The organism is Acinetobacter sp. CFCC 10889, from assembly GCF_003268395.1.
Taxonomy (GTDB): Bacteria; Pseudomonadota; Gammaproteobacteria; order Pseudomonadales; family Moraxellaceae; genus Acinetobacter.
In genome coordinates this window covers 14,917-38,651 of sequence record NZ_LQXQ01000013.1, presented here as the reverse complement: position 1 = coordinate 38,651, position 23,735 = coordinate 14,917, and the positions used below count along the sequence as shown (strand labels likewise).

Sequence of the window (23,735 nt, the reverse complement as noted above, 5' to 3'; positions counted from 1 at the left end):
CAGTATACGGGCTTAAGTGACTGCCATACATTAAGTAGGAAATCTAAAGGTCATGGCCTCATTTGAATTTTTAGAAGATGAACAAACCGATAGTAACGGTCAAGCCCGTTTTACTGTATTTGGTGTTGGTGGTGGTGGTGGTAATGCTGTACAGCACATGGTGCAGTCGGACATTAAAGGCGTAAAATTTGTTTGTGCAAATACTGATAAACAAGCTTTAGATCGCATGAATGCACCATTTAAAATCCAACTCGGTGAACAAAGTACCCGTGGTTTGGGTGCGGGTGCAAACCCAGACGTTGGTCAAATTGCTGCTGAAGAAAGTCGTGAATTGATCCGTCAACACCTTGAGGGTGCGGACATGGTATTCGTTACCGCAGGTATGGGTGGTGGTACAGGTACGGGTGCTGCACCAGTCGTTGCTGAAATTGCACAAGAAATGGGTATTTTGACTGTAGGTGTGGTGACGACACCATTTAACTTTGAAGGTCGCCGCCGTCAACGTTCAGCCGAAAAAGGGATTGAAGCTTTAGAGCAACATGTTGATTCTTTGATTATTATCCCAAACCAACGCTTACTCAGCGTATATGGTGACATCTCTATGCAAGATGCTTACCGTAAAGCGGATGATGTGTTGCTGAATGCGGTACGTAGTATTTTTGATTTGGTTGTTCGTCCAGGTCACATTAACCTTGACTTTGCTGATTTAAAAACAGCAATGAGTACTCGTGGTTATGCCATGATGGGTGAAGGTAAGAGCAGTGGTCCTGATCGTGCTGAAGAAGCTGCACGTTGGCGATTCGTAGTCCATTACTTGATAATGTAAATATTATGAATGCCAAAGGTGTTTTGATTAATATTACAGGTGGTGCAGATGTTACGCTTCGTGAAACTGAAATTATCACTGATGTTGTGAATCAAATCGTTGATTTGGATGAAGGTGAAGTATTCTTTGGTACAGTGTTCGATCCAGATGCACGTGATGAAATTCGTGTGACTGTAATTGCAACAGGTTTAACACGTAATGCTAATGAAGCAGAGGTTAAACGTCGTACACCTGTGAATGTTGCTGCAAATGTGCAGCAGTCGCACCAAAATGCCCCTGTAGATGAAGATGATATTCCAGCGATCAGCAAGCGTCAAAATAGTGATGCACCTGCTGCGAGCACAAGTGCATCACCACGTTCTACGCCGATGAGCATTCAAGATTATTTGAAGAACCAACAACGTAAATAATTGATTATTCAAATAAAGACTAATCATGATCGAAAAAGGCAGTAAGTTTCACTGCCTTTTTTGTTTTTTATCAATGGCTAAATGTGCTAACGTATAGCAGATTTAGGTTGAAGAACACAGAAGCATGTTGAAACAGCGTACCCTGAAACGTGTCGTGAAAGCGAGTGGCATCGGACTGCATAGTGGACAAAAAGTCATGATTAACTTTTTGCCACATGTGGCTGATGGGGGTATTGTATTTCGCCGTATTGACCTAAATCCGCCTGTAGAAATTCGTGCTGATGCAATGCTGGTGCAAGAAGCTTTTATGTGCTCAAATTTGGTCGAAAATGATGCCAAAATTGGCACGATTGAGCATGTCACTAGCGCAATTGCAGGTCTGGGTATAGATAACTTGATTGTTGAGGTTTCTGCATCAGAAATCCCAATTATGGATGGTAGTGCTGGACCATTTATCTATCTACTTATGCAAGGCGGTTTAGTTGAATTGGATGCGCCGAAAAAGTTTATTCGAATGCTTAAGCCTGTTTCAGCATTGATTGATGATAAAAAAGCGATATTTTCTCCATACGATGGGTTTAAGATTAATTTTGAAATTGATTTTGATCATCCTGCTTTCGCTAAAGAATATCAGTCTGCCACCATTGATTTTTCTACAGAAACTTTTGTCTATGAAGTGAGTGGTGCACGTACTTTTGGCTTTATGAAAGATTTGGATTATCTCAAGGCACACAATTTAGCACTTGGTGCAAGTTTGGACAATGCGGTAGGTTTGGATGATACGGGCGTAGTGAATGAAGAAGGATTACGCTTCGCTGATGAGTTTGTACGACATAAAATTTTAGATGCAGTGGGTGATTTATATTTACTTGGGCATCAAATTATTGCCAAGTTTGATGGCTATAAATCGGGACATGCACTCAATAATCAGCTTTTACGCAATGTTAAAAACGATCCAAGCAGCTATGAAATTGTAACATTTGATGACATGGCATCTTGTCCAATCCAATATGTACAAGTCTTATAAGTCCTTGCTTTTCGGTGGTAATGTTATAAAGTAACATTTTAAAATGTGACTTGGTTGGCTTTTTGTAAACTCAATATTCTATTTTTTATTTTATTGTTTACTTTTTATTGCTTGCCAAACGTAATAAAGCTTGGCTAAGCTTAGCATCGTTCACAAAGCTTGCAGCGTGTTGTAACATTTCCTGCGTTGCGGGTGTAAGTGTTTGAACAGGTTTATCAGAAATTATAGGTTCAACTTTTCTCACACGAAGGCGAATCTGGATTTTTTGTAAGTCTTTCAATTCTTCGAGTTGTGATAATTGAGAAATATATTGCTTTTGAAGATAACCGAGTTGACTAATCATGGCTTGATTTTCACCGGTAATCGTCAAAATGCCATATTGATAACAGACAACCTGCCATACTTCTGGCTGAGGTAATAAGGGTTGAATTAATTTAGTAAGTCTTTGCCATTCGGCAACTTGCTTTTTTAGAAACGATAAGTTTCCTGTTTTTACGTGTTGTCTTGTTTGATGAAAGAGATTTTTAGGTTCAGACATACATTATTCCTACATAGTTATGTCTTATCTTAAGCCCTCGTTTCAGTAGATATCAAGGACGAGATCACTCAAGGAACTTGACTAAGAACAGTTAAAAGAGGTTTTTATGCATTCGCGACGTATTTTATTGGCATTTTCTTTAGCAGCTTCTGCTGCATCGGTTGCATTCGCAGATTTAGTTCAATTAGATGCTTCTAATCCTTCTGCTCCAGATCGTTTAGAGCAGCTTTCTAAAACTTTATCTCAACCAACTACAGTGTCTCAAGGTTCTTATACACATCCTGATGATATGGATATTCCAGGTGGTGTAACATTCCAACCACATTTACGCACTCAAGATGAAAAGCCAATTGAATTGAATAATGCAACCATTGCTCAAAAATACGGTTCAGCAGCACTTTCTTCTACATATTCTACATCTACAGCTCCTCGCTACTCAGCGGGTTCTCAGTATTCATGGTTAGTGACACATCCACTGCCAGATTTGAAACGTGTGAGTTCAAATTATGGTGGTCGTACTATGGGTGGTCGTGCGGAAAACCATTCTGGTTTAGATATGTCTGCACCAAGTGGTACGCCAATTTATGCTACAGGTCCTGGCATTGTAACCAAGTCAGGTTGGGGTACAGGTTATGGTCAGTATGTTGAAATTAACCATGGTAATGGCTATATCACACGTTATGCACATGCATCACGTTTAATTGCTCGTGTCGGTGATCAAGTGAAAGCTGGTGAGCATATCGCTAATGTCGGTTGTACTGGTCGTTGTACTGGTCCACATTTGCATTATGAAGTAGTGAAAGATGGTCAACGTAAAAATCCATCTACTTATTTAGCAATGTTGCCATAATTTAAGTCAGATTTGATGTATACATATAGCTTGAGTTTGAAAGGGCATATCTCATTACCTCTTTCAAGAGATTATCATTAAATAAAATCTCAAGTGTATATAAAACGCCTTTATTGGCGGTTTTTTTGTTTCCTTGTGTAAGCTTTGGTCAATGAGTATTTAGTTACTAAATAATGCTACAGCTCTACATTCATCTGTAACGATAACTTAACACCCTTAAAACATGATACATATAAGATATAGAAAATTAGTCTAAGGAGTAGGTGAAACATGGCGTATTACGGTGATACTGACGCTCAAGAAACACAAGAATGGCAAGATGCCTTTGATTCTGTGTTACAACATATGGGCAGTGAACGTGCTGCTTTCTTGCTCGAAAAATTATACCAACAAGCAATTTCGAAGCATGTCCCTATTCAACGGCTAAATACTCCTTATTTAAATACCATTCCAGTTGCAGAATCGCCTGCAATGCCAGGTGATCCAGACATGGAACGCCGTATTCGTGCATTGATTCGTTGGAATGCATTGGCAATGGTACTTCGTGCCAATAAAACAGGTGATGACTTAGGTGGTCACTTGGCAAGTTTTGCATCATCTGCAACCTTATATGATGTCGGTTTTAACTATTTCTTCCGTGCCAATAGCGACAGCTTTGGTGGTGATATGATTTATTACCAAGGTCACTGTGCACCGGGGATTTATGCACGTTCTTACTTAGAAGGGCGTTTGACTGAAGATCAGTTGAATAATTTCCGCCGTGAAGTGGGTGGTCAAGGGCTTTCAAGCTATCCGCATCCGTATTTGATGCCTGATTATTGGCAGTTCCCAACCGTATCGATGGGCTTGGGTCCAATCATGTCGATTTACCAAGCACACATTCAAAAATATTTGATGAATCGTGGCCTGATCAAAGAAGAAGATCGTAAAGTTTGGGCATATCTCGGTGATGGTGAGATGGATGAGCCTGAAAGCTTGGGTGCAATCTCGCTTGCAGGTCGTGAAAAACTCGACAATCTGATTTGGGTGGTGAACTGTAACTTACAGCGTCTCGATGGTCCTGTGCGTGGTAATGGTAAAATTATCCAAGAACTTGAATCATTATTCCGTGGTGCAGGTTGGCGTGTAATTAAAGTGGTTTGGGGTCGTCATTGGGATCCTTTGCTTGATAAAGATGCTTCAGGTGCATTAAAAGCCCGTATGGAAGAAGCTTTGGATGGTGATTATCAGCGTTATCAAGTGAAAGGTGGTGGCTATACCCGTGAGCATTTCTTTGGTAAATATCCTGAAGCAGAAGAATTGGTTAAAGCACTGAGCGATGAAGATATTGAAAATCTAAATCGTGGTGGTCATGATCCATACAAAGTCTATGCAGCTTATGCAGCAGCGATGACCCGTAATGGTCAACCAACTGTAATTTTGGCGAAAACCGTCAAAGGTTATGGTTTGTCAGAAGAAATTGAAGCGGTGAATAAAACCCACCAAATCAAAAAAATGCATTTGGAATCGTTAAAATATTTCCGTAATCGTTTCAATCTTCCATTCAAAGATGAAGATCTTGAAGAATTACCATTCTATCGTCCGGGTGAAAATTCTCCTGAATTGAAATATATGAAAGCGCGTCGTGAAGCGTTGGGTGGTTATTTACCTGCACGTCGTAAAGAAAGCGAAGCATTGGCGATTCCTGATATTTCAGTATTTGATGGTGTATTGAAAGGCAGTGGTGGTAAAGAGCAATCAACGACCATGGTGATGGTGCGTTTGATCGCAGCATTATTGAAAGAAAAAGCGATTAAAGATCGTGTTGTGCCAATTGTCCCTGATGAAGCACGTACTTTCGGTTTGGAAGGTATGTTCCGTCAGTTGGGTATTTATGCGGCACATGGTCAGAATTATACGCCTGAAGACCAAGAACAGCTCATGAATTATCGTGAAGCCAAAGATGGTCATATGTTGCAAGAAGGGATCAATGAAGCAGGCGCAATGAGTGCTTGGTCTGCATTGGGCACAAGTTATTCAACCAATAATTTGCCAATGATTCCGATGTATATGTATTACTCAATGTTCGGTTTCCAACGTATTGGTGATATTGCATGGGCAGCGGGTGATTCTCAGGCGCAAGGCTTCTTGTTTGGTGCAACCGCAGGTCGTACCACATTGAACGGTGAAGGCTTACAGCATCAAGATGGTCATTCTCATGTTTTGGCGAATACCATTCCGAACTGTGTAGCGTATGATCCTTGTTTCGGTTATGAACTCGCTGTGATCATTCACGATGGTTTACAACGTATGTATGTGAATCAAGAGCGTGTGTTCTATTATTTAACATTGATGAATGAAAATTATGATCAGCCTGCATTGCCACAAGAAGCAGTGGAAGGCATCAAAAAAGGTCTGTATTTATTTGAGCAAGATGAAAAAGCCACTGTTCAATTGATCGGCTCAGGTGTGATCTTGCGTGAAGTGATTAAAGCTGCGCAAATCTTGAAAGATGAATATCAAATCCATGCCAATGTATGGAGTGCAACAAGCTTCAATGAATTGGCACGTGATGGTATGGCGGTTGAAGAATATAACCGTTTACATCCGCTTGAAGATGGTAAAGAGTCTTGGCTGTCGCAACAACTGCGTGGCACAGATGGGATCGTGGTTGCAGCAACAGATCATATCCGTGCTTACAGTGAACAGATCCGTGCTTACCTGCCTGACAGTCGTCCGTATGTGACTTTGGGTACAGATGGGTATGGTCGTTCAGATACTCGTGGTAATTTGCGTAGCTATTTCGGTGTAGATGCAGCACACATTGTTGTAGCAACATTGAAAAAATTGGCAGATGAAGGCGAAGTCGATGCACGTTTGGTGAAAGATGCAATTTCGACTTTTGAGCTTGATGTTGATCGTCCTGTGGCATGGTTGCCACAAGCACATCCATCAGTACAAGACGTTGCAGCCTATGCTGAACCAACTGAGGAGAATAAATAATGCAAATTAAAACTCCTGATATTGGTGTAGATAAAGCCACTGTCGCTGAAATTTTGGTGAAAGTGGGTGACACCATTGCAGTCGATGACAGCATTGTGTTGCTTGAGTCAGATAAAGCCTCTGTTGAAGTGCCAAGCACTTCGGCAGGCGTGGTGAAAAGCATCGCTGTGTCAGAAGGTGATGAAGTTGCAGAAGGTGCAGTACTGATTGAAGTTGAATCTGCGGAAGCGGAAACAACACAATCAACGCCTGTACCAACTGAAGAAACAACGAAAGCAGCACCTGCGAAAGCTGAGACAGTAACTGAACAACCAAAAGCTGAAACGACTTCTACAGCGACAACATCGCAAACTGTAGAAGTGAAAGTCCCTGATATTGGTGTGGAAAAAGCCCTTGTTGGTGAAATTCTTGTCAAAGCAGGCGATGAAATCGCAATTGATGACAGTATTGTGGTGGTTGAATCTGACAAAGCGACTGTGGAAGTTCCAAGTACAGTAGCAGGTACAGTAGAAAGCGTGATCGTGAAAGAAGGCGATAGCGTGAAAGAAGGTGTGGTTTTAATCACGGTGAAAACAACTTCTGTTCAAACCACAGCAGCTGTTGCTGAAACCAAACAAGCCCCTGTGACTTCTACACCTGCTGAAGCACCGAAAGCGGAAGCGAAGCCTGCACAATCAGGACCTGTAGACATTGCTGTACCTGATCTAGGTGTGGACAAAGCCTCTGTATCTGAAATTTTGGTCAGTGTCGGTGATCGTGTCGAAAAAGATCAAAGCCTTGTTGTAGTTGAATCTGATAAGGCTTCAGTTGAAGTGCCAAGTACAGTTTCAGGTACGATCAAAGCGATCCATGTCAGTGACAATCAAGAAGTGAAACAAGGCATGCCTTTGGTCACGATTGAAGGTGTTGCGGATGTACAGCCATCGGAAGTTGCTAAAGAACAAGCGGCTGCACCTAAAGCTGAGAGCAAAGCTGCACCGAAAGCTGAAAAAACAGTTGAAGCACAAGCACCTGTAGCGAATGGTTCGGATAAACTCAGCAAAGCGCAACAAGCTGAAAATGCCAAAGTCTATGCAGGTCCTGCGGTACGTAAACTTGCCCGTGAACTTGGTGTGCTTTTGGCACAAGTAGAGTCTTCAGGTCCGCATGATCGCGTGGTGAAAGAAGATGTTTTTGCTTATGTGAAGCAACGCTTAACCGCACCGCAACCTGTACAAACAGCAGCTGCACCAGTGGCTTCGGGCTTACCTACATTACCTGACTTCAGTGCATTTGGTGGTAGTGAAATTGCGCCAATGACACGCTTACAGCAAGTATCTGTACCGCAATTGTCATTGAATAATTTCATCCCACAAGTGACACAGTTTGATTTGGCAGACATTACCGAGCTTGAAGCTTGGCGTGGTGAACTCAAAGGTAAATTTAAACAAGATGGTATTAGCTTAACGATTCTTGCATTCATTGCCAAAGCAGTGGCTTTCCTGCTGAAAGAAGAGCCATATTTTGCAGGGCATTTGGCGGATGATCAAAAGTCAGTATTATTGCGTAATGAAATTCACATGGGTATTGCAGTAGCAACACCTGATGGTTTGACTGTACCTGTACTGCGCAATCCTGACCAAAAATCAATTAAGCAAATTGCGATTGAATTGGGTGAGCTGAGTAAAAAAGCCCGAGATAAGAAACTTTCTCCGAAAGACTTACAAGGTGCAAACTTTACCATTACAAGTTTAGGTTCAATTGGTGGGACAGCATTTACGCCTTTAGTGAATTGGCCACAAGTGGCGATTTTGGGTATTTCACCTGCAACGATGCAACCTGTATGGAATGGTGAGGGCTTTGATCCGAAGCTGATGTTACCATTGTCATTGTCATACGATCACCGTGTGATTAATGGTGCGGATGCAGCACGTTTTACCAATAAGCTGACCAAACTTTTGGCAGACATTCGAAATATTTTGCTTTAAGTTCAGATATTCAATCAACCTCGCTACGGCGGGGTTTTTTAATTTATAAGGCTTGAAATTTATAAGAAATCGCTCAGGTTTTTGCTTTTGTCATACAGTGTCAACGCTGAATCGGGATTGACATTCCAAATGGCAGGTAAGGCTTGATTTGGATATGCTTTTTGCCATTGTGTGGCTTTAATTTTTTCAAAATCTGAAAAACCTCGCAAAAACATCCGCCAAAAAGATTGATAATGTTCCATGGATGCAAGATTATTTTTTTCATAGCCATGACTTTGACCATGTTCAGCTTTAAAGTCAAAACCGATCAGCACAATGTTTTGCGGTTGAAATAGATGAGCGATACTCAATGCCTGTAAGCCACAATTATTGCCAAAAACATGCATTTTGGAGTTGAATAATTCATGATGATTATGATGTTGAATAAAGCCCATATGCGTCACAACATCTGGATAAGCTTTGGTATTACCTAAACCACAGCCTGTGATAAAGTCCCCCGTAAATTGGCTTTCCAATTGGGATTGATACTGTTCCCACCATGCGTAATCGCTGTGATGGGCGATTTTTGCGGATGGAATCAGGCTAAAAGCTTGGTTACAGCAGATGACAAAATGTTCAGTATGGTTCAGGACGGTCAAATCATGTTGGTTTAAGGAAGGCCCACCACCAACCACAAAAATGGTTTCTGGATGCAAATGGCTTTGAACATAGTCAGAAAAATGGGCAGTCATCATGATTAAGAATATTTCTTTAAGTTAAATTATCGGAAAACAGCTGTAAAATTTTTATAGACATTGTAAACTATAGGCACTTCATTGGGGAGTAGCCGCTATTCACGCATTATGACTGTGAATAGGTGATGGTCAACATAATTGTTCAACAGAACATGGTCATCATAGCAAAGAACCAATTATGCTGAATTGCAAATTTTCAGCATTCTTTTGTTGGCAAGACCTTTGATTTATTTCTCTGCATTTCATGTAGTGCGTTTGTGCTGTGTGATCTTTGGCTGGCGGGAGAGATAAGTCATCGGTAAATATTGCTGGCCAGAGAAATTGACATGTTACATGCCTTCCTTATCTCTTTAGTGGTTGTTGCTTTGTCTGAAATGGGCGATAAAACACAACTGCTTGCTTTGCTCCTTGCCGCAAAATTTCGTAAACCTGTTCCTATTCTTATCGCAATTTTTCTGGCGACAGTCGTCAATCATGGTGTTTCCGCTATATTGGGTCAATGGATCACTACCGTATTAAGCGAAACCGTTTTGCTGTGGATCGTATCACTCGGTTTTATTGCGATGGCGGGTTGGATGCTGATTCCTGATGAACTTGATGATGAATCTGAAAGTATCAACAAATGGCAAAAATATGGGGTCTTTGGTGCAACCTTTGTACTGTTTTTCCTCGCAGAAATTGGTGATAAAACCCAAATAGCCACAGTCGCTTTGGCTGCACGTTTTGATGATATTGGTTGGGTGACTTTGGGTACTACGCTTGGGATCATGTTGGTGAATGCACCCGCAGTATTTATTGGTAATAAATTGGCGGATAAACTGCCGATTTCATTGATTCATAAAATTGGTGCGCTGATTTTCCTTGTGATCGGTGTTACGGCATTGGTGCAGCATTATTTTTTTTAAAAGTACATTTTTAAATAACACTTGGCGGATGATCTGTGAAGTGTTATTTAATTAACATAAAAATAAAATATTCGACAACTTGCATTTGTTTTTAATTGTAATTTTTTCATAATACTTATAAATTATAAGGAATTTAAAATGCGCTTTCGTATTCTTTCATTAGGGTTTTCATCTATAAATGATTTGCATGACATGTCATATCATCAATGTCGGATTTTTTGTAGAAAAAGAAAGTGAAAGAAGAGAATTATATGAATAATTTCTAGAGGTTGGGGTATGGCTTTAGATCGCACCACATCGCAAGTACTGTTTGATAACGGTATACATAAATGTATTAGTTTTACGAGTTTGGTTAAAGGTGAGGGTGTACAAGCCAATCAGTTTTTAATTTTGGATAATGAAAGAGCTGCAGTATTAGATCCGGGTGGCGATTTGACTTATGTGCCCCTTACAATGGAACTAAATAAATATACTCGTCTGCAAAATCTTGATTATGTCATGGCATCACATCAAGATCCTGACATTATTACCTCTATGCCACGTTGGTTGGTCTATACAGATGCCAAAGTGGTTGCATCTAAACTTTGGGCGCGCTTTTTACCGCATTTAAACTCAGCTTTTATGAGTGATCGTATGAAAGGTGGTTGGCTTGAGCGTTTAATTGAATTACCTGACCAAGGTGGCTCTATTACGTTGGGGCAAAGTCAAATTGTTGTGATACCTGCACATTTTTTACATTCCGTAGGTAATTTCCAATTTTATGATCCGATTGCAAAAATTCTATTTTCAGGGGATATGGGGGCATCAATGGTCAAAGATGCATCTGTGCCTTTAGAAAATTTTGCAGCACATATCCCAACCATGAAAGGTTTTCATCAGCGTTATATGTGTTCAAACCGTATTATTCGTTTATGGGTTAAAATGGTGCGTCAAATGGACATTGAAATGATCGTACCGCAACATGGAACTCCTTTTGTGGGTAAAAAAATGATTAATGAGTTTTTGGATTGGATCGAAAACTTACAATGTGGTATCGATTTGATGGATGAAACAGTTTTTACTTGTCCGCAATATCCACAATAAATGAACAAAAAAAATTAAAAAAATATTGAGTTGAAGAAAAAATATTTTTAAGATTTGAGTTGCCAAAATCTTTTTTAAACCTCTTTCATTGCAGCAAGATGAAGGAGGTTTTTTTGACCACGAGAATTTTAAAAATATGTTGTCTCAAATCCCAGCACAGGATTCGTGCTTAAGCTGTGGGGCGTGTTGCGCCTTTTTTCGAGTGTCATTTTATTGGGCTGAAGGCGAAAGCATGCCTGAAGATGTGGTCGAACCATTGACTGCCGTGTACTCCTGTATGAAAGGCACCAATCAGAAAGACCCACGCTGTGTAATGTTGTCAGGTGAGATCGGGCAGCAGGTGAGTTGTACCATGTATGAACAGCGCAGCTCAAGTTGTAAGGAAGTCCAAGCGGGTGATGCACAGTGTAATAAGGCACGTGCTGCACATGGATTGATTCCATTGATTGAAATCGAGCCTGTATTGCCAAGTAATGATGATGGCTATGACCAAGTCTGTTAATCATGTTGGTCTTTATATTGGTTTAGCGGTGCTTGCACATTATGTGATTATTACGAGTGCCTTTAGTTTGATAAATACACATTGGTTACTCAGTGATACAGGAGTGGGAAGTGTCGAATGTTCGGATACTTCACCATTTGAACATGTACGCTTTGAAGATCGTGGAAAAACGTGGGATGTTCAACATCGCTTGATTGATTTAAAACTGACAATTTATGATCCAAAAACGCATGAAATGGCGTGTAGTTATGCGTCAAAATAGCTATTTAGCCAGTGAACTCAATCTATATAAATGAATAAGATTGAGCCTGAGGTTTAAAGTATCTTTATGCTTTTGATAAAAGTTGCGTCTTTTCTTGAGTGTGATCATTTATATGCCAAATAATCAAATAAATGGCAAAGATAATCGTGGGCAAAGCAACAATTGCAATACCACCCCATAAAGAATATTTCATGGGATAAAATGGTGATAAACCGATACACATTGCCGCAGTAAACATTGTTAATATTTTTCTACTGACCATTGTGTTTTTACACCATGCATTTGCCATAGGGATGATTAAAATCCAAGTTGCAAGACCGCAAAAATGAATAAAAATTTTGAATATAGATGCAATAGGGTAGCTGATGATTGGAATTCCCCCTTTTGATAAGAACATATCAGGTATAAATAACCCATAAGTTTCAAGCACCAAATAGAAACCATATAGACCCATTGCAGGAAGAGATAAGATGAGTATTAAAAGTGAAATGTTTTTGCGCATTTATATTTACCTTTTAGCGTCTTCATTATTTTGAATTTTTGCGCAGTATAGGAGTTAAAAATTTTTTTCACAATAGATGTTTTATTGTTCAGAATATGATGTGGTGATTAAATCAATGAAAATTATATCTTGTATCGTTTTAGGTCTTACTTTGATATTTCTAGTTTTAAAATGGTTTTCTATCTCAGCGCACTATATCTATTTCATACGTTGGCAAAAGGTGAATCAAATTCAGAATCATATAGATTGCCCTGAAACCTATATATTAACAAAAAAACAAAGTGGGTTAAGAAATCAGGATTGGTTTGTAAAATATCCTTATTTTTATTCATTTAAGATGCAATTAACAGTAAAGCCTCCAAAGCTAAATGAAATGTGTGTATATGAAAGTGCAGGGCAACTTTAAAAAAGACAATAAAAAATGAAATTTAAACTGAAATTTGTATATAATAGCTCACGGAAATTACCAGCGAGCCTGTTATGTTGACCATCGTTCAAGAAGCCCTAACCTTCGATGATGTCTTATTACTCCCTGCCTATTCAACAGTCCTTCCAAAAGATGTCTCCCTAAAGACACGCCTTACCCGCGGCATTCAACTGAATATTCCCCTTGTTTCAGCAGCAATGGATACTGTGACTGAGTCACGTATGGCGATTGCAATGGCGCAAAATGGCGGTATCGGTATTTTACATAAAAATATGGATATCGCAGCGCAAGCCGCTGAAGTACGCCGTGTGAAAAAATTTGAAGCAGGTATGGTGAAAGACCCAATCACTGTAACCCCAGAAACTACTGTACGTGAGTTGATTGCCATTACAGAAGCAAACAACATCAGTGGTGTGCCTGTAGTGAAAGATGGCAAAGTGGTTGGCATCGTGACAGGTCGTGATACTCGTTTCGAAACCAATCTTGAGCAACCTGTTAGCAATATCATGACAGGTCAAGATCGTCTTGTAACGGTTCGTGAAAATGAATCGAAAGAAAAAATCCAAGCATTATTACAACAACATCGCATTGAAAAAGTCATTGTGGTGGGTGAACATAATGAATTGAAAGGCTTAATTACGGTCACTGATTTCCGTAAAGCTGAACTTTATCCAAATAGCTGTAAAGATGACTTAGGTCGTCTGCGTGTTGGTGCTGCGGTGGGTACGGGTGTAGAAACGCCAAGCCGTGTTGAAGCATTGGTTGAAGCAGGTGTGGATGCGATTGTAGTCGATACAGCGCATGGTCACTCTGCGGGCGTGATCGAACGTGTACGTTGGGTGAAAGCAAATTATCCTCAAGTGCAAGTGATTGGTGGGAATATCGCAACAGGTGATGCTGCATTGGCATTATTGGATGCAGGTGCGGATGCAGTGAAAGTCGGGATTGGTCCTGGTTCAATCTGTACAACACGTATCGTTGCAGGTATTGGTATGCCACAAATCTCTGCGATTGACAGCGTTGCCAATGCATTGAAAGATCAAATTCCGTTGATTGCGGATGGTGGTATTCGTTTCTCAGGCGATATGGCGAAAGCGATTGGCGCAGGTGCAAGCACCATTATGGTGGGTTCACTGATGGCGGGTACTGAAGAAGCACCTGGCGAAGTTGAATTCTTCCAAGGTCGTTACTACAAAGCTTACCGTGGTATGGGTTCATTGGGTGCGATGGCGGGTGCAACAGGTTCTGCGGATCGTTATTTCCAAGACTCTAAAGCAGGTGCTGAGAAACTTGTTCCTGAAGGCATTGAAGGTCGTGTACCGTACAAAGGTCCTATGGGCAATATCGTACATCAAATGATGGGCGGTTTACGTTCATCTATGGGCTATACGGGTTCTTCTACGATCGAAGATCTTCGTCAAAATGCCAAATTTGTGAAAATTACCTCAGCAGGTATGTCTGAATCACACGTTCATGATGTCACGATTACTAAAGAAGCACCGAACTATCGTGTAGGCTAATATTACAAGCTTTTCACTTCATTTAGTATTTAGCTAAATGATCGAATGGCTTAGCCTTTTGTAGTGTTTTTATTGAAAAAAACCGTCATTTTATGACGGTTTTTTTATTTTGGTGTAAAGTAATGCGATTGAAAATCAACTGTTAAACAACACGATAAATAAGTGGGTAAAAAATGAGTTATTTTGGTACAGACGGGATTCGAGGAAAATTTGGTGAACTCCCGATTACCCCAGAATTTGCATTAAAATTAGGCTTTGCTGCAGGGAAAGTACTCAAGCAAATCAGTCCTAAAACCAAGCCGATTGTGGTTTTGGGTAAGGATACTCGTCTTTCAGGTTATATTTTGGAAGCTGCTTTACAGGCGGGCTTAAATGCCGCAGGTGTTTATGTGCATTTGCTTGGTCCATTGCCAACCCCTGCAATTGCACATTTGACCCGTGCTTTGCATGCTAACTTGGGTATTGTGATTTCAGCATCACATAATCCATATTTTGATAATGGCATTAAATTCTTCTCTGATGAAGGTAAAAAATTACCAGATGCGATTCAGGAAGCCATTAACAAAGAATTGGAAAAAGACATTATCATCGAAGATACCGCAAACTTGGGTAAAAGTGTCCGTGTCAAAGATGCCAATGGACGTTATATCGAATTTTGTAAATCGACATTCCCATACCATTTTAATCTACGCCATTTAAAAATTGTGGTGGACTGTGCCAATGGTGCAGCCTACAGCGTTGGTCCTGCGGTTTTTCGTGAATTGGGTGCCAAAGTCATAGCGCTGTATAACGAGCCTGATGGTTTAAATATCAATAAAGACTGTGGTTCAACCCATCCTGAAAATCTCCAAAAAGCAGTACTTCAACATCAAGCAGATTTAGGGATCGCTTTTGATGGTGATGCAGATCGTGTGGTCTTGGTTGATCGTCAGGGTAATTTGGTCGATGGTGATGCGATTTTATATATTCTTGCAACTCAAGCAGCGAATAAACCTGCGGGTATTGTGGGTACGGTGATGAGCAACATGGCTTTGGAACTTGCTTTGGAAAAAGCACAAGTGCCATTTGTACGTGCCAAAGTTGGTGATCGCTATGTATTACAAGGACTTGAAGATAATAATTGGGTTACAGGTGGCGAACCATCGGGTCATATTCTGACTTTGGATAAAAGTACCACAGGCGATGCCATTATTGCGGCATTGCAAGTATTGACCGTGATGGTTGAGCAAGATAAAGCACTTGATGAATTAACTGCTGATTTTAAACTTTTACCAAATGTATTGGTTAATGTGCGTTTGGAAGAAATGTACGATCCATTTGCAGTGCCTGCATTGGTTGCTGAGTTTGATAAAGTTGAAGCGCAATTGAAAGGTCGTGGTCGTATCTTGATTCGTAAATCAGGTACAGAGCCTGTGATCCGTGTTATGGTTGAAGGTGATAATCAACAAGAAGTGACTGATCTTGCAAATCATTTGGCAGATCAAGTCCGCCAAAATGCCAAGGCTTAAGACTCAAGGGGAATAAGGTACATGAGTGATGTCATTAAAGATCTAAGTGAGCTACGTCTGACTTATGAAAAAGGTGAACTACATGAAGATCAGGTGGAAGCCAATCCACATGAGCAGTTTCTAAATTGGTTCAATCTCGCTTTAACTGCAAAATTACATGAACCTTATGCCATGTCTTTGGCGACTGCGGATGGCAAAGGTCGTCCGCATGTACGTACTGTGCTACTGCGTGGAGCGACTGAAGCAGGCTATGATTTTTATACCAATTATGACAGTCAAAAAGGTTTGGACTTAGCTGCCAATCCTTATGCAGAAGTTTTATTTTATTGGGCTGAGTTGGAGCGTCAGGTGCGAATTGGCGGTTATGTCACGCAAATTTCACTTGAAGAATCGACCGATTATTACCATAAACGCCCACGTGACAGTCAAATTGCAGCGCATATCAGTACCCCACAAAGTGGCGTAATTGAAAGTCGTGAATTACTGCAACAGCGCTTTCAGGAATTGCATGATCGAGTTGCTGAAAAAGCTGAATTAGCGAAACCTGAATTTTGGGGTGGTTATCGTTTAGAACCGCAACATTATGAATTTTGGCAAGGTCGCCCAAATCGTTTACATGATCGTCTAAGCTATGAAAAAGTCGATGCAACTTGGCAGATTCAACGTTTAATGCCTTGAAAATAGAAGTAAGCATGCAAAATATTAAAATACAACAACGCCCATTACTGACACGCCCTGAACAATTTCAGGGCGTGCCTGCATTTATCGCTGAAATTTTAGCAAGACGTGGTGTACAGTCTAAGCAGGAACTCGATTTAAAACTTAAATATTTACTCGCACCGACGTTAAAAGGTTTACAAACAGCAATAGAACTTATTGATCAAACCATTGATCAAAATAAAAAAATTGTCATAGTCGGGGATTACGATGCCGATGGTGCGACGAGTACAGCTTTGATGATTTTAGCACTCACGGAAATGGGTGCAGATGTACATTATCTCGTGCCTGATCGTTTTAAATATGGTTATGGATTAACGCCTAAAATTGCAGATTTGGCTTTTGAAAGCTTTCAGCCTGATCTTTTGATTACTGTGGATAATGGTATTTCCAGCCATGCAGGTGTGGAACAGGCACAGCAACACGGTATGCAAGTGATTATTACAGATCACCATTTAACCACCAAAGCAACACCCAAAGCGGAAGCAGTGGTCAATCCAAATCAGTTGGGTTGTGATTTCCCAAGTAAGGCTTTGGCAGGGGTTGGGGTTGCTTTTTATTTACTTGCAAATTTAAGCAGTTATAGGGCTAAACAGGGTAAGTCGACTGCAAAAATGACACAGTATTTGGACTTGGTCGCATTGGGCACTTATGCTGATGTGGCAAGTTTGGACTATAACAACCGTATTTTGGTCGATGCAGGTTTAAAGCGTATTCAACAAAATCAATGTCGTGTGGGCATTAGTGCTTTACTCGATATCGCAGGGCGTGAGCCTACCGAATTAAAAGCTTCTGACTTGGGTTTTGTATTGGGTCCTCGGATCAATGCGGCAGGACGTATGGATACCATGGACATTGGCATTGAATGTCTGTTGGCAACCGATGCACAAAAAGCCTATGCTTTGGCACGCCAACTGAATGATTTAAATTTGGAACGCCGTCAGGTCGAATCACAAATGAAGCAAGAAGCCTTGCTTGAGATGGAAAAATTACATTTTGATCAGGACAATTTACCCGCAGCTTTGGTGATGTTTGATGAAGATTGGCATCAAGGGGTGATTGGGATTGTGGCAGGGCGTTTAAAAGAACAATTTCATCGACCAAGTATCGTTTTTGCTGCCGATAAAGATGGTATTCATATCAAAGGTTCAGCCCGTTCGATTGAAGGGGTGCATATCCGTGACAGCATTGAAAAAGTTGCAGAGCAATATCCGCATTTGGTCAGCTTTTTTGGTGGGCATGCGGCAGCGGCAGGTTTAACCATTCAAAAAGATAATTTTGAGGAATTTAAACAGGTTTTTACAGCATTAATTGCTGAATCAGACGATGAATTATTTCAAGCGACTTTATGGACAGATGGTGAGCTACCTTTGCATGAGATTCGATTGAGTACGGTCAATACGCTTGAACATTTGGGACCTTGGGGGCAAAAATTTCCTGCGCCTGTATTTGAAGGGCAGTTTCAGGTGTTGGAACATCGTTGGTTAAAAGAAGTGCACTTAAAACTTAAATTGTCATTGGGCAATGGACAATCTGTGGATGCGATTGCATTTAATGTTGCAGATCAGTTTGATTTTGATCCTGCGAAAAACCATGTGCATTTGGTCTATGAGTTGGATAAAAATCAGTTTAATGGCAATGTCAGTGTGCAATTGCGAATGTTGCATTTACAGCAATAAGATGTTTTACACTGTTTATTTTGCATGAAAAAAACCGCTCAAAGTTAAGCGGTTTTTATTTGATTCAGTTCGTTTAATCTTAGAAACGGTAGCCTGCACGTACACCATAAGTATTGTAGTCATCACCGAAACCGACACGACCTTCAACACTGACATTTTGATTTAAGAATTTCTTCGCAGAAATACCAAATTCATCACGCTCAGTTAAGTCATTGTTGTAGTAATCAGCACCAACACTTAAAGTTTTGTCTAAGTATAAGTCACCACGAACTTTATATTCGTCTAGGTCACCAAAAGCACCGTATGCTTCAAAGTTAGCATCATATTGACCCACTTTAGTCACATATTTTGCACGTACAGTTGGGTCTACGCCATCTTCACCATCTTTTTCATCGTAACCTGTTAAGCCCAATGCAAGTAATAAACCTGGTGCAGGTAAATAACCAACTTCAGCACCATATGTTGTTACTTTGCTGTCGATATGAGTATCGTCTACTTCAAGTTCGTCACGTCCGACTCGACCACTGACATAAAAGTCACTGCCAGGAACGAAGTATTCAACGCCTGCGCCATATTGTGAGTCTTTTACACCATCATTATCAGCATAGTTTACATGCGCTTTTACATTACTTGCACGGTCAAGGAAGGCAGCTTCATTGAGTGGTGCATCACGTGTTTGTACTGGGTTAAAGTAATAAGTTCCGTCTACACCGAATTGATGTGTTGCATCAAAATCATCCCAATCAGTATAAGTGTAAGAACCGCCTACTTCTGCTTGATAAGCATTTGCAGTGCCTGAAACTGCGATCGCTGAAAGTGCGATTGCTGAAGCGATTGCTAATTTTTTCATGGATTCTACTCCCCTCTGAAATTGTGATTTTCATCTGTGTTTTAAATCTTTTGTTACAACTCCAAGTCTAGGGAAAAATAAAATATCGTCAACAGCACAAGGTAATGAAACTGTAATGTTGGTAATTTTGTGTAAATTTTAATTTTTAAATAATTGATTTTTATTTATTTTTATTAATGTTTTGTTTTATTAAAACTGTGTAGGAAATGTGAGGAAGCTTAAATTGTGTTTAAAAAGCATCCAGAACTTATTGTAAGGTAGTGCATAAATATGGTCATTTTTTAAAGTATTTTGCAATTTAATTTACCGATTTGAAAAATGATGTCACTTAAAAAATGGGTAATATTTTGTAGATGGATGGCAGGATTAATTTGCCAAATAAAAGCATTTTTTCAAGTTGATACACTCTGTGTTAGAATGCGTCCGAATTAAAAAACAGCCAATGTGAGATTAAAACTCGTGGAAATCAATCCTTATCTATTACAGCTAAAAGACTTAAATGACCGTGGTCTAACACTACGGGGGTATCTTTGACTACGATCTGAAGAAAGAGCGTTTAGAAGAGGTTCTCCGCGAGTTAGAAGATCCTGCGATCTGGAATGATCAAAGCCGTGCACAAGCTATGGCAAAAGAAAAAGGCGAACTGGAAAACGTACTCAACGTTTTGGAAGGTTTAGCTACACAAATTGAAGATGCACAAGCACTTTTAGATTTAGCTGTCGAAGCAGATGATGAAAGTCTATTGGCAGATGTACAGGCTGAGTTAGATACAGCAGAAGCAGAATTGGCGAAGCTTGAATTCCGTCGTATGTTCAGCAACCCTATGGACCCGAACCCATGTTATGTGGAAATTCAAGCAGGTTCAGGTGGTACTGAAGCGCAGGACTGGGCGTCCATGTTATTGCGTATGTATATGCGCTGGATCGAACGTCATGGCTTTAAAGCTGAGTTGATGGAAGAATCTGACGGTGATGTTGCGGGGATTAAATCTGCAACCATCCGTGTTGAAGGTGAGTATGCATACGGTTGGTTACGTACCGAATCTGGTGTACACCGTTTAGTACGTAAGTCACCATTTGACTCAGGTAACCGTCGTCATACCTCTTTCTCAGCGGTGTTTGTATCACCTGAAGTCGATGATAATATTGAAATTGATATCAATCCTGCCGATGTCCGTACCGATACTTATCGTGCATCAGGTGCGGGTGGTCAGCACATTAACAAAACTGACTCTGCGGTACGTTTAACCCACGCGCCAACTGGTATCGTGGTGGCATGTCAGAACCAACGTTCACAACATGCGAACCGTGACCATGCTTGGAAACAGTTACGTGCAAAATTGTATGAACTGGAAATGAGTAAGCGTAACGAAGCAGCGCAAGCACTTGAAGATTCTAAGTCTGATATCGGTTGGGGTAGTCAAATTCGTTCATACGTTTTAGATGACTCACGGATTAAAGACTTGCGTACAGGTGTGGAAAATTCCAACACAGGTGCGGTGCTTGATGGTGATTTAGATAAATTTATTGAAGCGAGTTTAAAGCAAGGGCTTTAATTCAGCGCATTTTTCATCAAATTTTTCTATTTAAATTGTGATAAATAGCAAAGCTTTATCGGTATCTTTACAATATATCTAAAAAAATCGATATTAAAATCGAAAAAATACGATATATTATCTACAAAGATGCTGAATAGAGCTTTGTTCAAAATTGGATGTATCTGATACGGGTTGTGGCTATGGATATTGATTTAATTTCTAAAGCATTGGCAAATCCGACTCGACGCCAGATTCTGGAGTGGTTGAAAAATCCACAACAGTATCTGTGTGAAGAGCAGTGCGGTGGCTTTAGTCGTGGTATATGTGCAGGGAATATCGAAAAACTCGGTAATGTCTCTCAGTCTACGATGTCTAATCATTTGTCAGTTTTGCAACAGTCAGGATTAATTCAAGCAGAAAAGTATGGTCAATGGTCATACTTTTCACGTAATGAAGCTTTAATTCAGCAATATATTGAATATCTTAAAAACTCGCTTTAACTCCTGATTCAGGTGGAAAAGCGAGTGATGAGGCAAATATGGCTGAACTTTCTTCTCCTCTCGTCCTAGGCGATTTACATCTCAAAAATCGTGTCATCATGGCGCCACTCACACGCAGTCGTGCAACAGCGGATCGTGTTCCAACTGCAATGATGGCGGAATACTATGCGCAACGTGCCAGTGCAGGTTTAATCATTTCCGAAGCAACGGTGATTTCTGAAGAAGCCAATGGTTATTTAAATACCCCAGGGCTATTCACGGATGCACAAGTTGAAGGTTGGAAGGTTGTGACTCAAGCTGTGCATGACAAAGGTGGTTTAATCCTTGCGCAGTTATGGCATGTGGGTCGTGTTTCGCACCCTGATCTTCTCAATGGTGAAACGCCTGTATCTGCAAGTGCCGTACAACAAGCGGGTCAGGTGAGTTTATTGCGTCCAAAACGTGATTATGTTGTACCACGTCCTTTAGAAATTTCAGAAATCAAAACTATTGTTGAGCAATATAAACAGGCTGCAATCCGTGCCAAAGCTGCGGGTTTTGATGGCGTTGAACTTCATGCTGCCAATGGTTATCTGATCGACCAATTCTTACAAAGTTCAACCAATCAGCGTGAAGATGAGTACGGTGGTTCAGTTGAAAATCGTGTCCGATTATTACTGGAAGTGACGGATGTATTGATCGAGGTTTGGGGAGCAAGTCGTGTTGGTGTGCATCTTGCACCACGTGGCGATGAGCATGATATGGGGGATGCTGCTCCACGTGAAACCTTTGGTTATGCTCTTGAGCAGTTAGGAAAGCGTCAGATTGCGTTCTTCTTTACCCGTGAGTATCTGGCGGATGACAGTATCAGTGAAGAGATGAAACAGCGTTCAGGCGGTGTGCCTTATATTGCCAATATGAAGTTGAGCCGTGATGATGCAATCGACTTGCTTGCTTTAGGCAAAGCAGATGCAGTGTCTTTTGGTAAGGCTTATATTGCCAATCCTGATTTGTTTGAGCGTTTGGTTCAGGATGCACCTTTGAATGAACTAGTGTTTGAAAATATGATCGGTTCACAAACTGCGGAAGGGTATATTGATTATCCTTTTCTCAGTGTAGAGTCCGCTATTTAATCATGCCTTAATTCTTTAAGGCAGCACAATTTCAGATTGGAAGCTTTGAAAGGAGCTTCCATCATATAATTGCACTTGATTACGCCCAGATTGCTTGGCGTGATACAAAGCTTGGTCTGCATAATAAATAGCTTGATCTATGCTGAGTTCTGACGAGCTCACTCCTATACCAAAACTTGCTGTGATATGGATACACTGTCCATCTGTGAACTGCAAAGCTTGTGAAGCAATAATATTTCGACATTTCTCTGCAATTTCAAATGCTTGAGTGACCGTAATTTCAGGCAGTAGTAAAATAAATTCTTCGCCACCATAACGTGCCACAATATCGGTTTTTCGTACTGTTTTAGACAAAGTTTGCGCAATATGAACCAATGCGGTATCGCCCACATGATGACCATAGGTATCATTAATTGTTTTAAAATGATCTAAGTCTAATAAAATAATAATATAAGACTGTTCATTTTGTTGTAATGCTGTGACTTTCTCATTAAAAAAACGGCGATTATACAATTCAGTTAAAGGATCAATCTGACTAATTTTTTCAAATAATGATTCACGATAACGCCATTGCATTAATAATATTTCAAAAAATAATAATCCAATCAGCATCACGGGAATAATGAAATAAACCATACTATATACCCAGAAATAGTTATAATATGGAATACCATTCAGTAATTTTTGACTAAAAATAGGTGAATAAGGAATAGCGTCTTGAGTCGTTAAATAAATTAATGTTGAAAAAATGGAAGTGGACAAGACTAAGTTAAAATAAATAATTTTTTGATTAAATAAAACCAAACCAATACCTGTGACACAGACGCTGGTAAAGATTGTCGCTGGGCTGTAGATCCCAACCAAATAACCATCTAAGACTAAAATAAGAATGAAAATTGTAATCACAAAATAACTAAAAAAGTGATTAACCCATTCCTTTTTGCGATTATAAATACTTATACAAATTAAAATAATCAAAGATATAATTGATATGAAATTAATTAAAAGTTGATTTTTAAGTAAAGGAATATTCACCCACTGCAAAAGATCAGGTGTATAAAGAATATAGACTTTCCATATAATCCAAAGAAAGTGGATCATAATGGCAAGCGTTAATACCAAAATACATTTTTGGATATTTGTCCAATTCATAATGCTATTGGACTGGATATAGTTGAATATTTTTTTAGCTAAATCATTCATGTTAATTGTTTTTAGCCTACCAATAACAGATTTAAATATATTGATTTCCACTAGAGCGGGAGAGATTGTGAAGTATTAAATATATTTATAAATT

General features: G+C 40.0%; 21 protein-coding genes, 1 pseudogene and 1 riboswitch. Of the genes and pseudogenes, 17 read left to right on the top strand and 5 right to left on the bottom strand.

The genetic code is table 11. The annotated features are described in order from the left end of the window. Positions 1-52 precede the first annotated feature (52 nt). Positions 53-1,236: pseudogene (gene ftsZ / locus AVJ19_RS06645) on the top strand (cell division protein FtsZ). Positions 1,237-1,360: 124 nt separating this feature from the next. After that, entirely contained in the window at positions 1,361-2,263 is a 903-nt protein-coding gene (gene lpxC / locus AVJ19_RS06640) for a UDP-3-O-acyl-N-acetylglucosamine deacetylase (protein ID WP_111858983.1), read from the top strand. Positions 2,264-2,360: 97 nt separating this feature from the next. Here lpxC and AVJ19_RS06635 read toward each other — a convergent pair whose 3' ends face one another. Next, positions 2,361-2,801, bottom strand: a complete 441-nt coding sequence (locus tag AVJ19_RS06635) for a DUF721 domain-containing protein (protein ID WP_111858982.1) — start codon at positions 2,799-2,801, stop codon at positions 2,361-2,363. A 106-nt stretch (positions 2,802-2,907) separates the two neighbouring features. Here AVJ19_RS06635 and AVJ19_RS06630 point away from each other — a divergent pair, with 106 nt between their 5' ends. From AVJ19_RS06630 to AVJ19_RS06620, 3 genes are all read left to right on the top strand, one after another. Continuing rightward, a complete protein-coding gene (locus AVJ19_RS06630; RefSeq protein ID WP_111858981.1) occupies positions 2,908-3,651 on the top strand; it encodes a M23 family metallopeptidase in 744 nt (247 codons plus the stop codon). Positions 3,652-3,921: 270 nt separating this feature from the next. Beyond that, a complete protein-coding gene (aceE, locus tag AVJ19_RS06625; RefSeq protein ID WP_111858980.1) occupies positions 3,922-6,633 on the top strand; it encodes a pyruvate dehydrogenase (acetyl-transferring), homodimeric type in 2,712 nt (903 codons plus the stop codon). After that, entirely contained in the window at positions 6,633-8,600 is a 1,968-nt protein-coding gene (locus AVJ19_RS06620; protein WP_171334172.1) for a 2-oxo acid dehydrogenase subunit E2, read from the top strand. Before aceE ends, AVJ19_RS06620 begins: the two co-directional genes overlap by 1 nt. Positions 8,601-8,659: 59 nt before the next feature. Here the strand turns inward: AVJ19_RS06620 and AVJ19_RS06615 are convergent, their stop codons facing one another. After that, the gene (locus tag AVJ19_RS06615) at positions 8,660-9,334 is read right to left on the bottom strand and encodes a methyltransferase type 11 (protein ID WP_228203306.1); all 675 of its coding nucleotides are present in this window, start codon (positions 9,332-9,334) and stop codon (positions 8,660-8,662) included. A 66-nt stretch (positions 9,335-9,400) separates the two neighbouring features. Then, positions 9,401-9,546, top strand: a riboswitch (yybP-ykoY riboswitch). Positions 9,547-9,660: 114 nt separating this feature from the next. Between AVJ19_RS06615 and AVJ19_RS06610 the strand changes: the two genes are divergently transcribed. The 4 genes from AVJ19_RS06610 to AVJ19_RS06595 all read left to right on the top strand — a co-directional run bounded on the left by AVJ19_RS06610 (position 9,661) and on the right by AVJ19_RS06595 (position 12,086). Then, a complete protein-coding gene (locus AVJ19_RS06610; protein WP_111858978.1) occupies positions 9,661-10,239 on the top strand; it encodes a TMEM165/GDT1 family protein in 579 nt (192 codons plus the stop codon). A gap of 276 nt (positions 10,240-10,515) precedes the next feature. After that, positions 10,516-11,322: an MBL fold metallo-hydrolase gene (locus AVJ19_RS06605; RefSeq protein WP_111858977.1), complete on the top strand. Its 807-nt coding sequence runs from the start codon at positions 10,516-10,518 to the stop codon at positions 11,320-11,322. A gap of 136 nt (positions 11,323-11,458) precedes the next feature. Further along, positions 11,459-11,824, top strand: a complete 366-nt coding sequence (locus tag AVJ19_RS06600) for a YkgJ family cysteine cluster protein (RefSeq protein WP_111859021.1) — start codon at positions 11,459-11,461, stop codon at positions 11,822-11,824. After that, positions 11,808-12,086 (top strand): hypothetical protein, encoded by a 279-nt coding sequence (locus AVJ19_RS06595; protein ID WP_111858976.1) that lies wholly within the window; start codon positions 11,808-11,810, stop codon positions 12,084-12,086. The genes AVJ19_RS06600 and AVJ19_RS06595 overlap by 17 nt, the downstream gene beginning before the upstream one ends. Before the next feature lie 64 nt (positions 12,087-12,150). Here the strand turns inward: AVJ19_RS06595 and AVJ19_RS06590 are convergent, their stop codons facing one another. Beyond that, entirely contained in the window at positions 12,151-12,588 is a 438-nt protein-coding gene (locus tag AVJ19_RS06590) for a hypothetical protein (RefSeq protein ID WP_111858975.1), read from the bottom strand. 115 nt (positions 12,589-12,703) lie between these two features. Between AVJ19_RS06590 and AVJ19_RS06585 the strand changes: the two genes are divergently transcribed. From AVJ19_RS06585 to recJ, 5 genes are all read left to right on the top strand, one after another. Then, positions 12,704-12,994: a hypothetical protein gene (locus AVJ19_RS06585; RefSeq protein ID WP_162626548.1), complete on the top strand. Its 291-nt coding sequence runs from the start codon at positions 12,704-12,706 to the stop codon at positions 12,992-12,994. Positions 12,995-13,068: 74 nt separating this feature from the next. Further along, entirely contained in the window at positions 13,069-14,535 is a 1,467-nt protein-coding gene (gene guaB / locus AVJ19_RS06580) for an IMP dehydrogenase (protein WP_111858973.1), read from the top strand. 173 nt (positions 14,536-14,708) lie between these two features. Beyond that, positions 14,709-16,043, top strand: coding sequence for a phosphoglucosamine mutase (glmM, locus tag AVJ19_RS06575; protein WP_111858972.1), 1,335 nt, complete (start codon positions 14,709-14,711; stop codon positions 16,041-16,043). Between the two features lie 21 nt (positions 16,044-16,064). Then, positions 16,065-16,721, top strand: a complete 657-nt coding sequence (gene pdxH / locus AVJ19_RS06570; protein WP_111858971.1) for a pyridoxamine 5'-phosphate oxidase — start codon at positions 16,065-16,067, stop codon at positions 16,719-16,721. A 14-nt stretch (positions 16,722-16,735) separates the two neighbouring features. Next, the gene (recJ, locus tag AVJ19_RS06565; RefSeq protein WP_111858970.1) at positions 16,736-18,439 is read left to right on the top strand and encodes a single-stranded-DNA-specific exonuclease RecJ; all 1,704 of its coding nucleotides are present in this window, start codon (positions 16,736-16,738) and stop codon (positions 18,437-18,439) included. A gap of 79 nt (positions 18,440-18,518) precedes the next feature. Here the strand turns inward: recJ and AVJ19_RS06560 are convergent, their stop codons facing one another. After that, on the bottom strand, positions 18,519-19,289 hold the full coding sequence (locus AVJ19_RS06560) for a putative porin (RefSeq protein WP_111858969.1): 771 nt from the start codon (positions 19,287-19,289) through the stop codon (positions 18,519-18,521). A 459-nt stretch (positions 19,290-19,748) separates the two neighbouring features. Here AVJ19_RS06560 and prfB point away from each other — a divergent pair. From prfB to AVJ19_RS06545, 3 genes are all read left to right on the top strand, one after another. Beyond that, positions 19,749-20,844 (top strand): peptide chain release factor 2 gene (prfB, locus tag AVJ19_RS06555; protein ID WP_100249700.1). Its coding sequence is split into 2 segments (ribosomal slippage): positions 19,749-19,820 and positions 19,822-20,844, totalling 1,095 coding nucleotides; the frame shifts between segments, so codons are not numbered across the junction. Positions 20,845-21,026: 182 nt separating this feature from the next. Further along, entirely contained in the window at positions 21,027-21,326 is a 300-nt protein-coding gene (locus AVJ19_RS06550; protein ID WP_068975610.1) for an ArsR/SmtB family transcription factor, read from the top strand. A 38-nt stretch (positions 21,327-21,364) separates the two neighbouring features. Further along, on the top strand, positions 21,365-22,438 hold the full coding sequence (locus AVJ19_RS06545) for an alkene reductase (RefSeq protein ID WP_111858968.1): 1,074 nt from the start codon (positions 21,365-21,367) through the stop codon (positions 22,436-22,438). Positions 22,439-22,453: 15 nt separating this feature from the next. On the opposite strand, the gene AVJ19_RS06540 is transcribed toward AVJ19_RS06545, so the two are convergent. Beyond that, positions 22,454-23,344, bottom strand: coding sequence for a GGDEF domain-containing protein (locus AVJ19_RS06540; RefSeq protein WP_228203305.1), 891 nt, complete (start codon positions 23,342-23,344; stop codon positions 22,454-22,456). Positions 23,345-23,735 lie beyond the last annotated feature (391 nt).

Excerpts from the sequence above, each read along its gene's own strand:
- lpxC (WP_111858983.1), top strand. The coding sequence starts at position 1,361 with ATGTTGAAACAGCGTACCCTGAAACGTGTCGTGAAAGCGAGTGGCATC.
- AVJ19_RS06635 (WP_111858982.1), bottom strand. The coding sequence starts at position 2,801 with ATGTCTGAACCTAAAAATCTCTTTCATCAAACAAGACAACACGTAAAA.
- AVJ19_RS06630 (WP_111858981.1), top strand. The coding sequence starts at position 2,908 with ATGCATTCGCGACGTATTTTATTGGCATTTTCTTTAGCAGCTTCTGCT.
- aceE (WP_111858980.1), top strand. The coding sequence starts at position 3,922 with ATGGCGTATTACGGTGATACTGACGCTCAAGAAACACAAGAATGGCAA.
- AVJ19_RS06620 (WP_171334172.1), top strand. The coding sequence starts at position 6,633 with ATGCAAATTAAAACTCCTGATATTGGTGTAGATAAAGCCACTGTCGCT.
- AVJ19_RS06615 (WP_228203306.1), bottom strand. The coding sequence starts at position 9,334 with ATGATGACTGCCCATTTTTCTGACTATGTTCAAAGCCATTTGCATCCA.
- AVJ19_RS06610 (WP_111858978.1), top strand. The coding sequence starts at position 9,661 with ATGTTACATGCCTTCCTTATCTCTTTAGTGGTTGTTGCTTTGTCTGAA.
- AVJ19_RS06605 (WP_111858977.1), top strand. The coding sequence starts at position 10,516 with ATGGCTTTAGATCGCACCACATCGCAAGTACTGTTTGATAACGGTATA.
- AVJ19_RS06600 (WP_111859021.1), top strand. The coding sequence starts at position 11,459 with ATGTTGTCTCAAATCCCAGCACAGGATTCGTGCTTAAGCTGTGGGGCG.
- AVJ19_RS06595 (WP_111858976.1), top strand. The coding sequence starts at position 11,808 with ATGACCAAGTCTGTTAATCATGTTGGTCTTTATATTGGTTTAGCGGTG.
- AVJ19_RS06590 (WP_111858975.1), bottom strand. The coding sequence starts at position 12,588 with ATGCGCAAAAACATTTCACTTTTAATACTCATCTTATCTCTTCCTGCA.
- AVJ19_RS06585 (WP_162626548.1), top strand. The coding sequence starts at position 12,704 with ATGAAAATTATATCTTGTATCGTTTTAGGTCTTACTTTGATATTTCTA.
- guaB (WP_111858973.1), top strand. The coding sequence starts at position 13,069 with ATGTTGACCATCGTTCAAGAAGCCCTAACCTTCGATGATGTCTTATTA.
- glmM (WP_111858972.1), top strand. The coding sequence starts at position 14,709 with ATGAGTTATTTTGGTACAGACGGGATTCGAGGAAAATTTGGTGAACTC.
- pdxH (WP_111858971.1), top strand. The coding sequence starts at position 16,065 with ATGAGTGATGTCATTAAAGATCTAAGTGAGCTACGTCTGACTTATGAA.
- recJ (WP_111858970.1), top strand. The coding sequence starts at position 16,736 with ATGCAAAATATTAAAATACAACAACGCCCATTACTGACACGCCCTGAA.
- AVJ19_RS06560 (WP_111858969.1), bottom strand. The coding sequence starts at position 19,289 with ATGAAAAAATTAGCAATCGCTTCAGCAATCGCACTTTCAGCGATCGCA.
- AVJ19_RS06550 (WP_068975610.1), top strand. The coding sequence starts at position 21,027 with ATGGATATTGATTTAATTTCTAAAGCATTGGCAAATCCGACTCGACGC.
- AVJ19_RS06545 (WP_111858968.1), top strand. The coding sequence starts at position 21,365 with ATGGCTGAACTTTCTTCTCCTCTCGTCCTAGGCGATTTACATCTCAAA.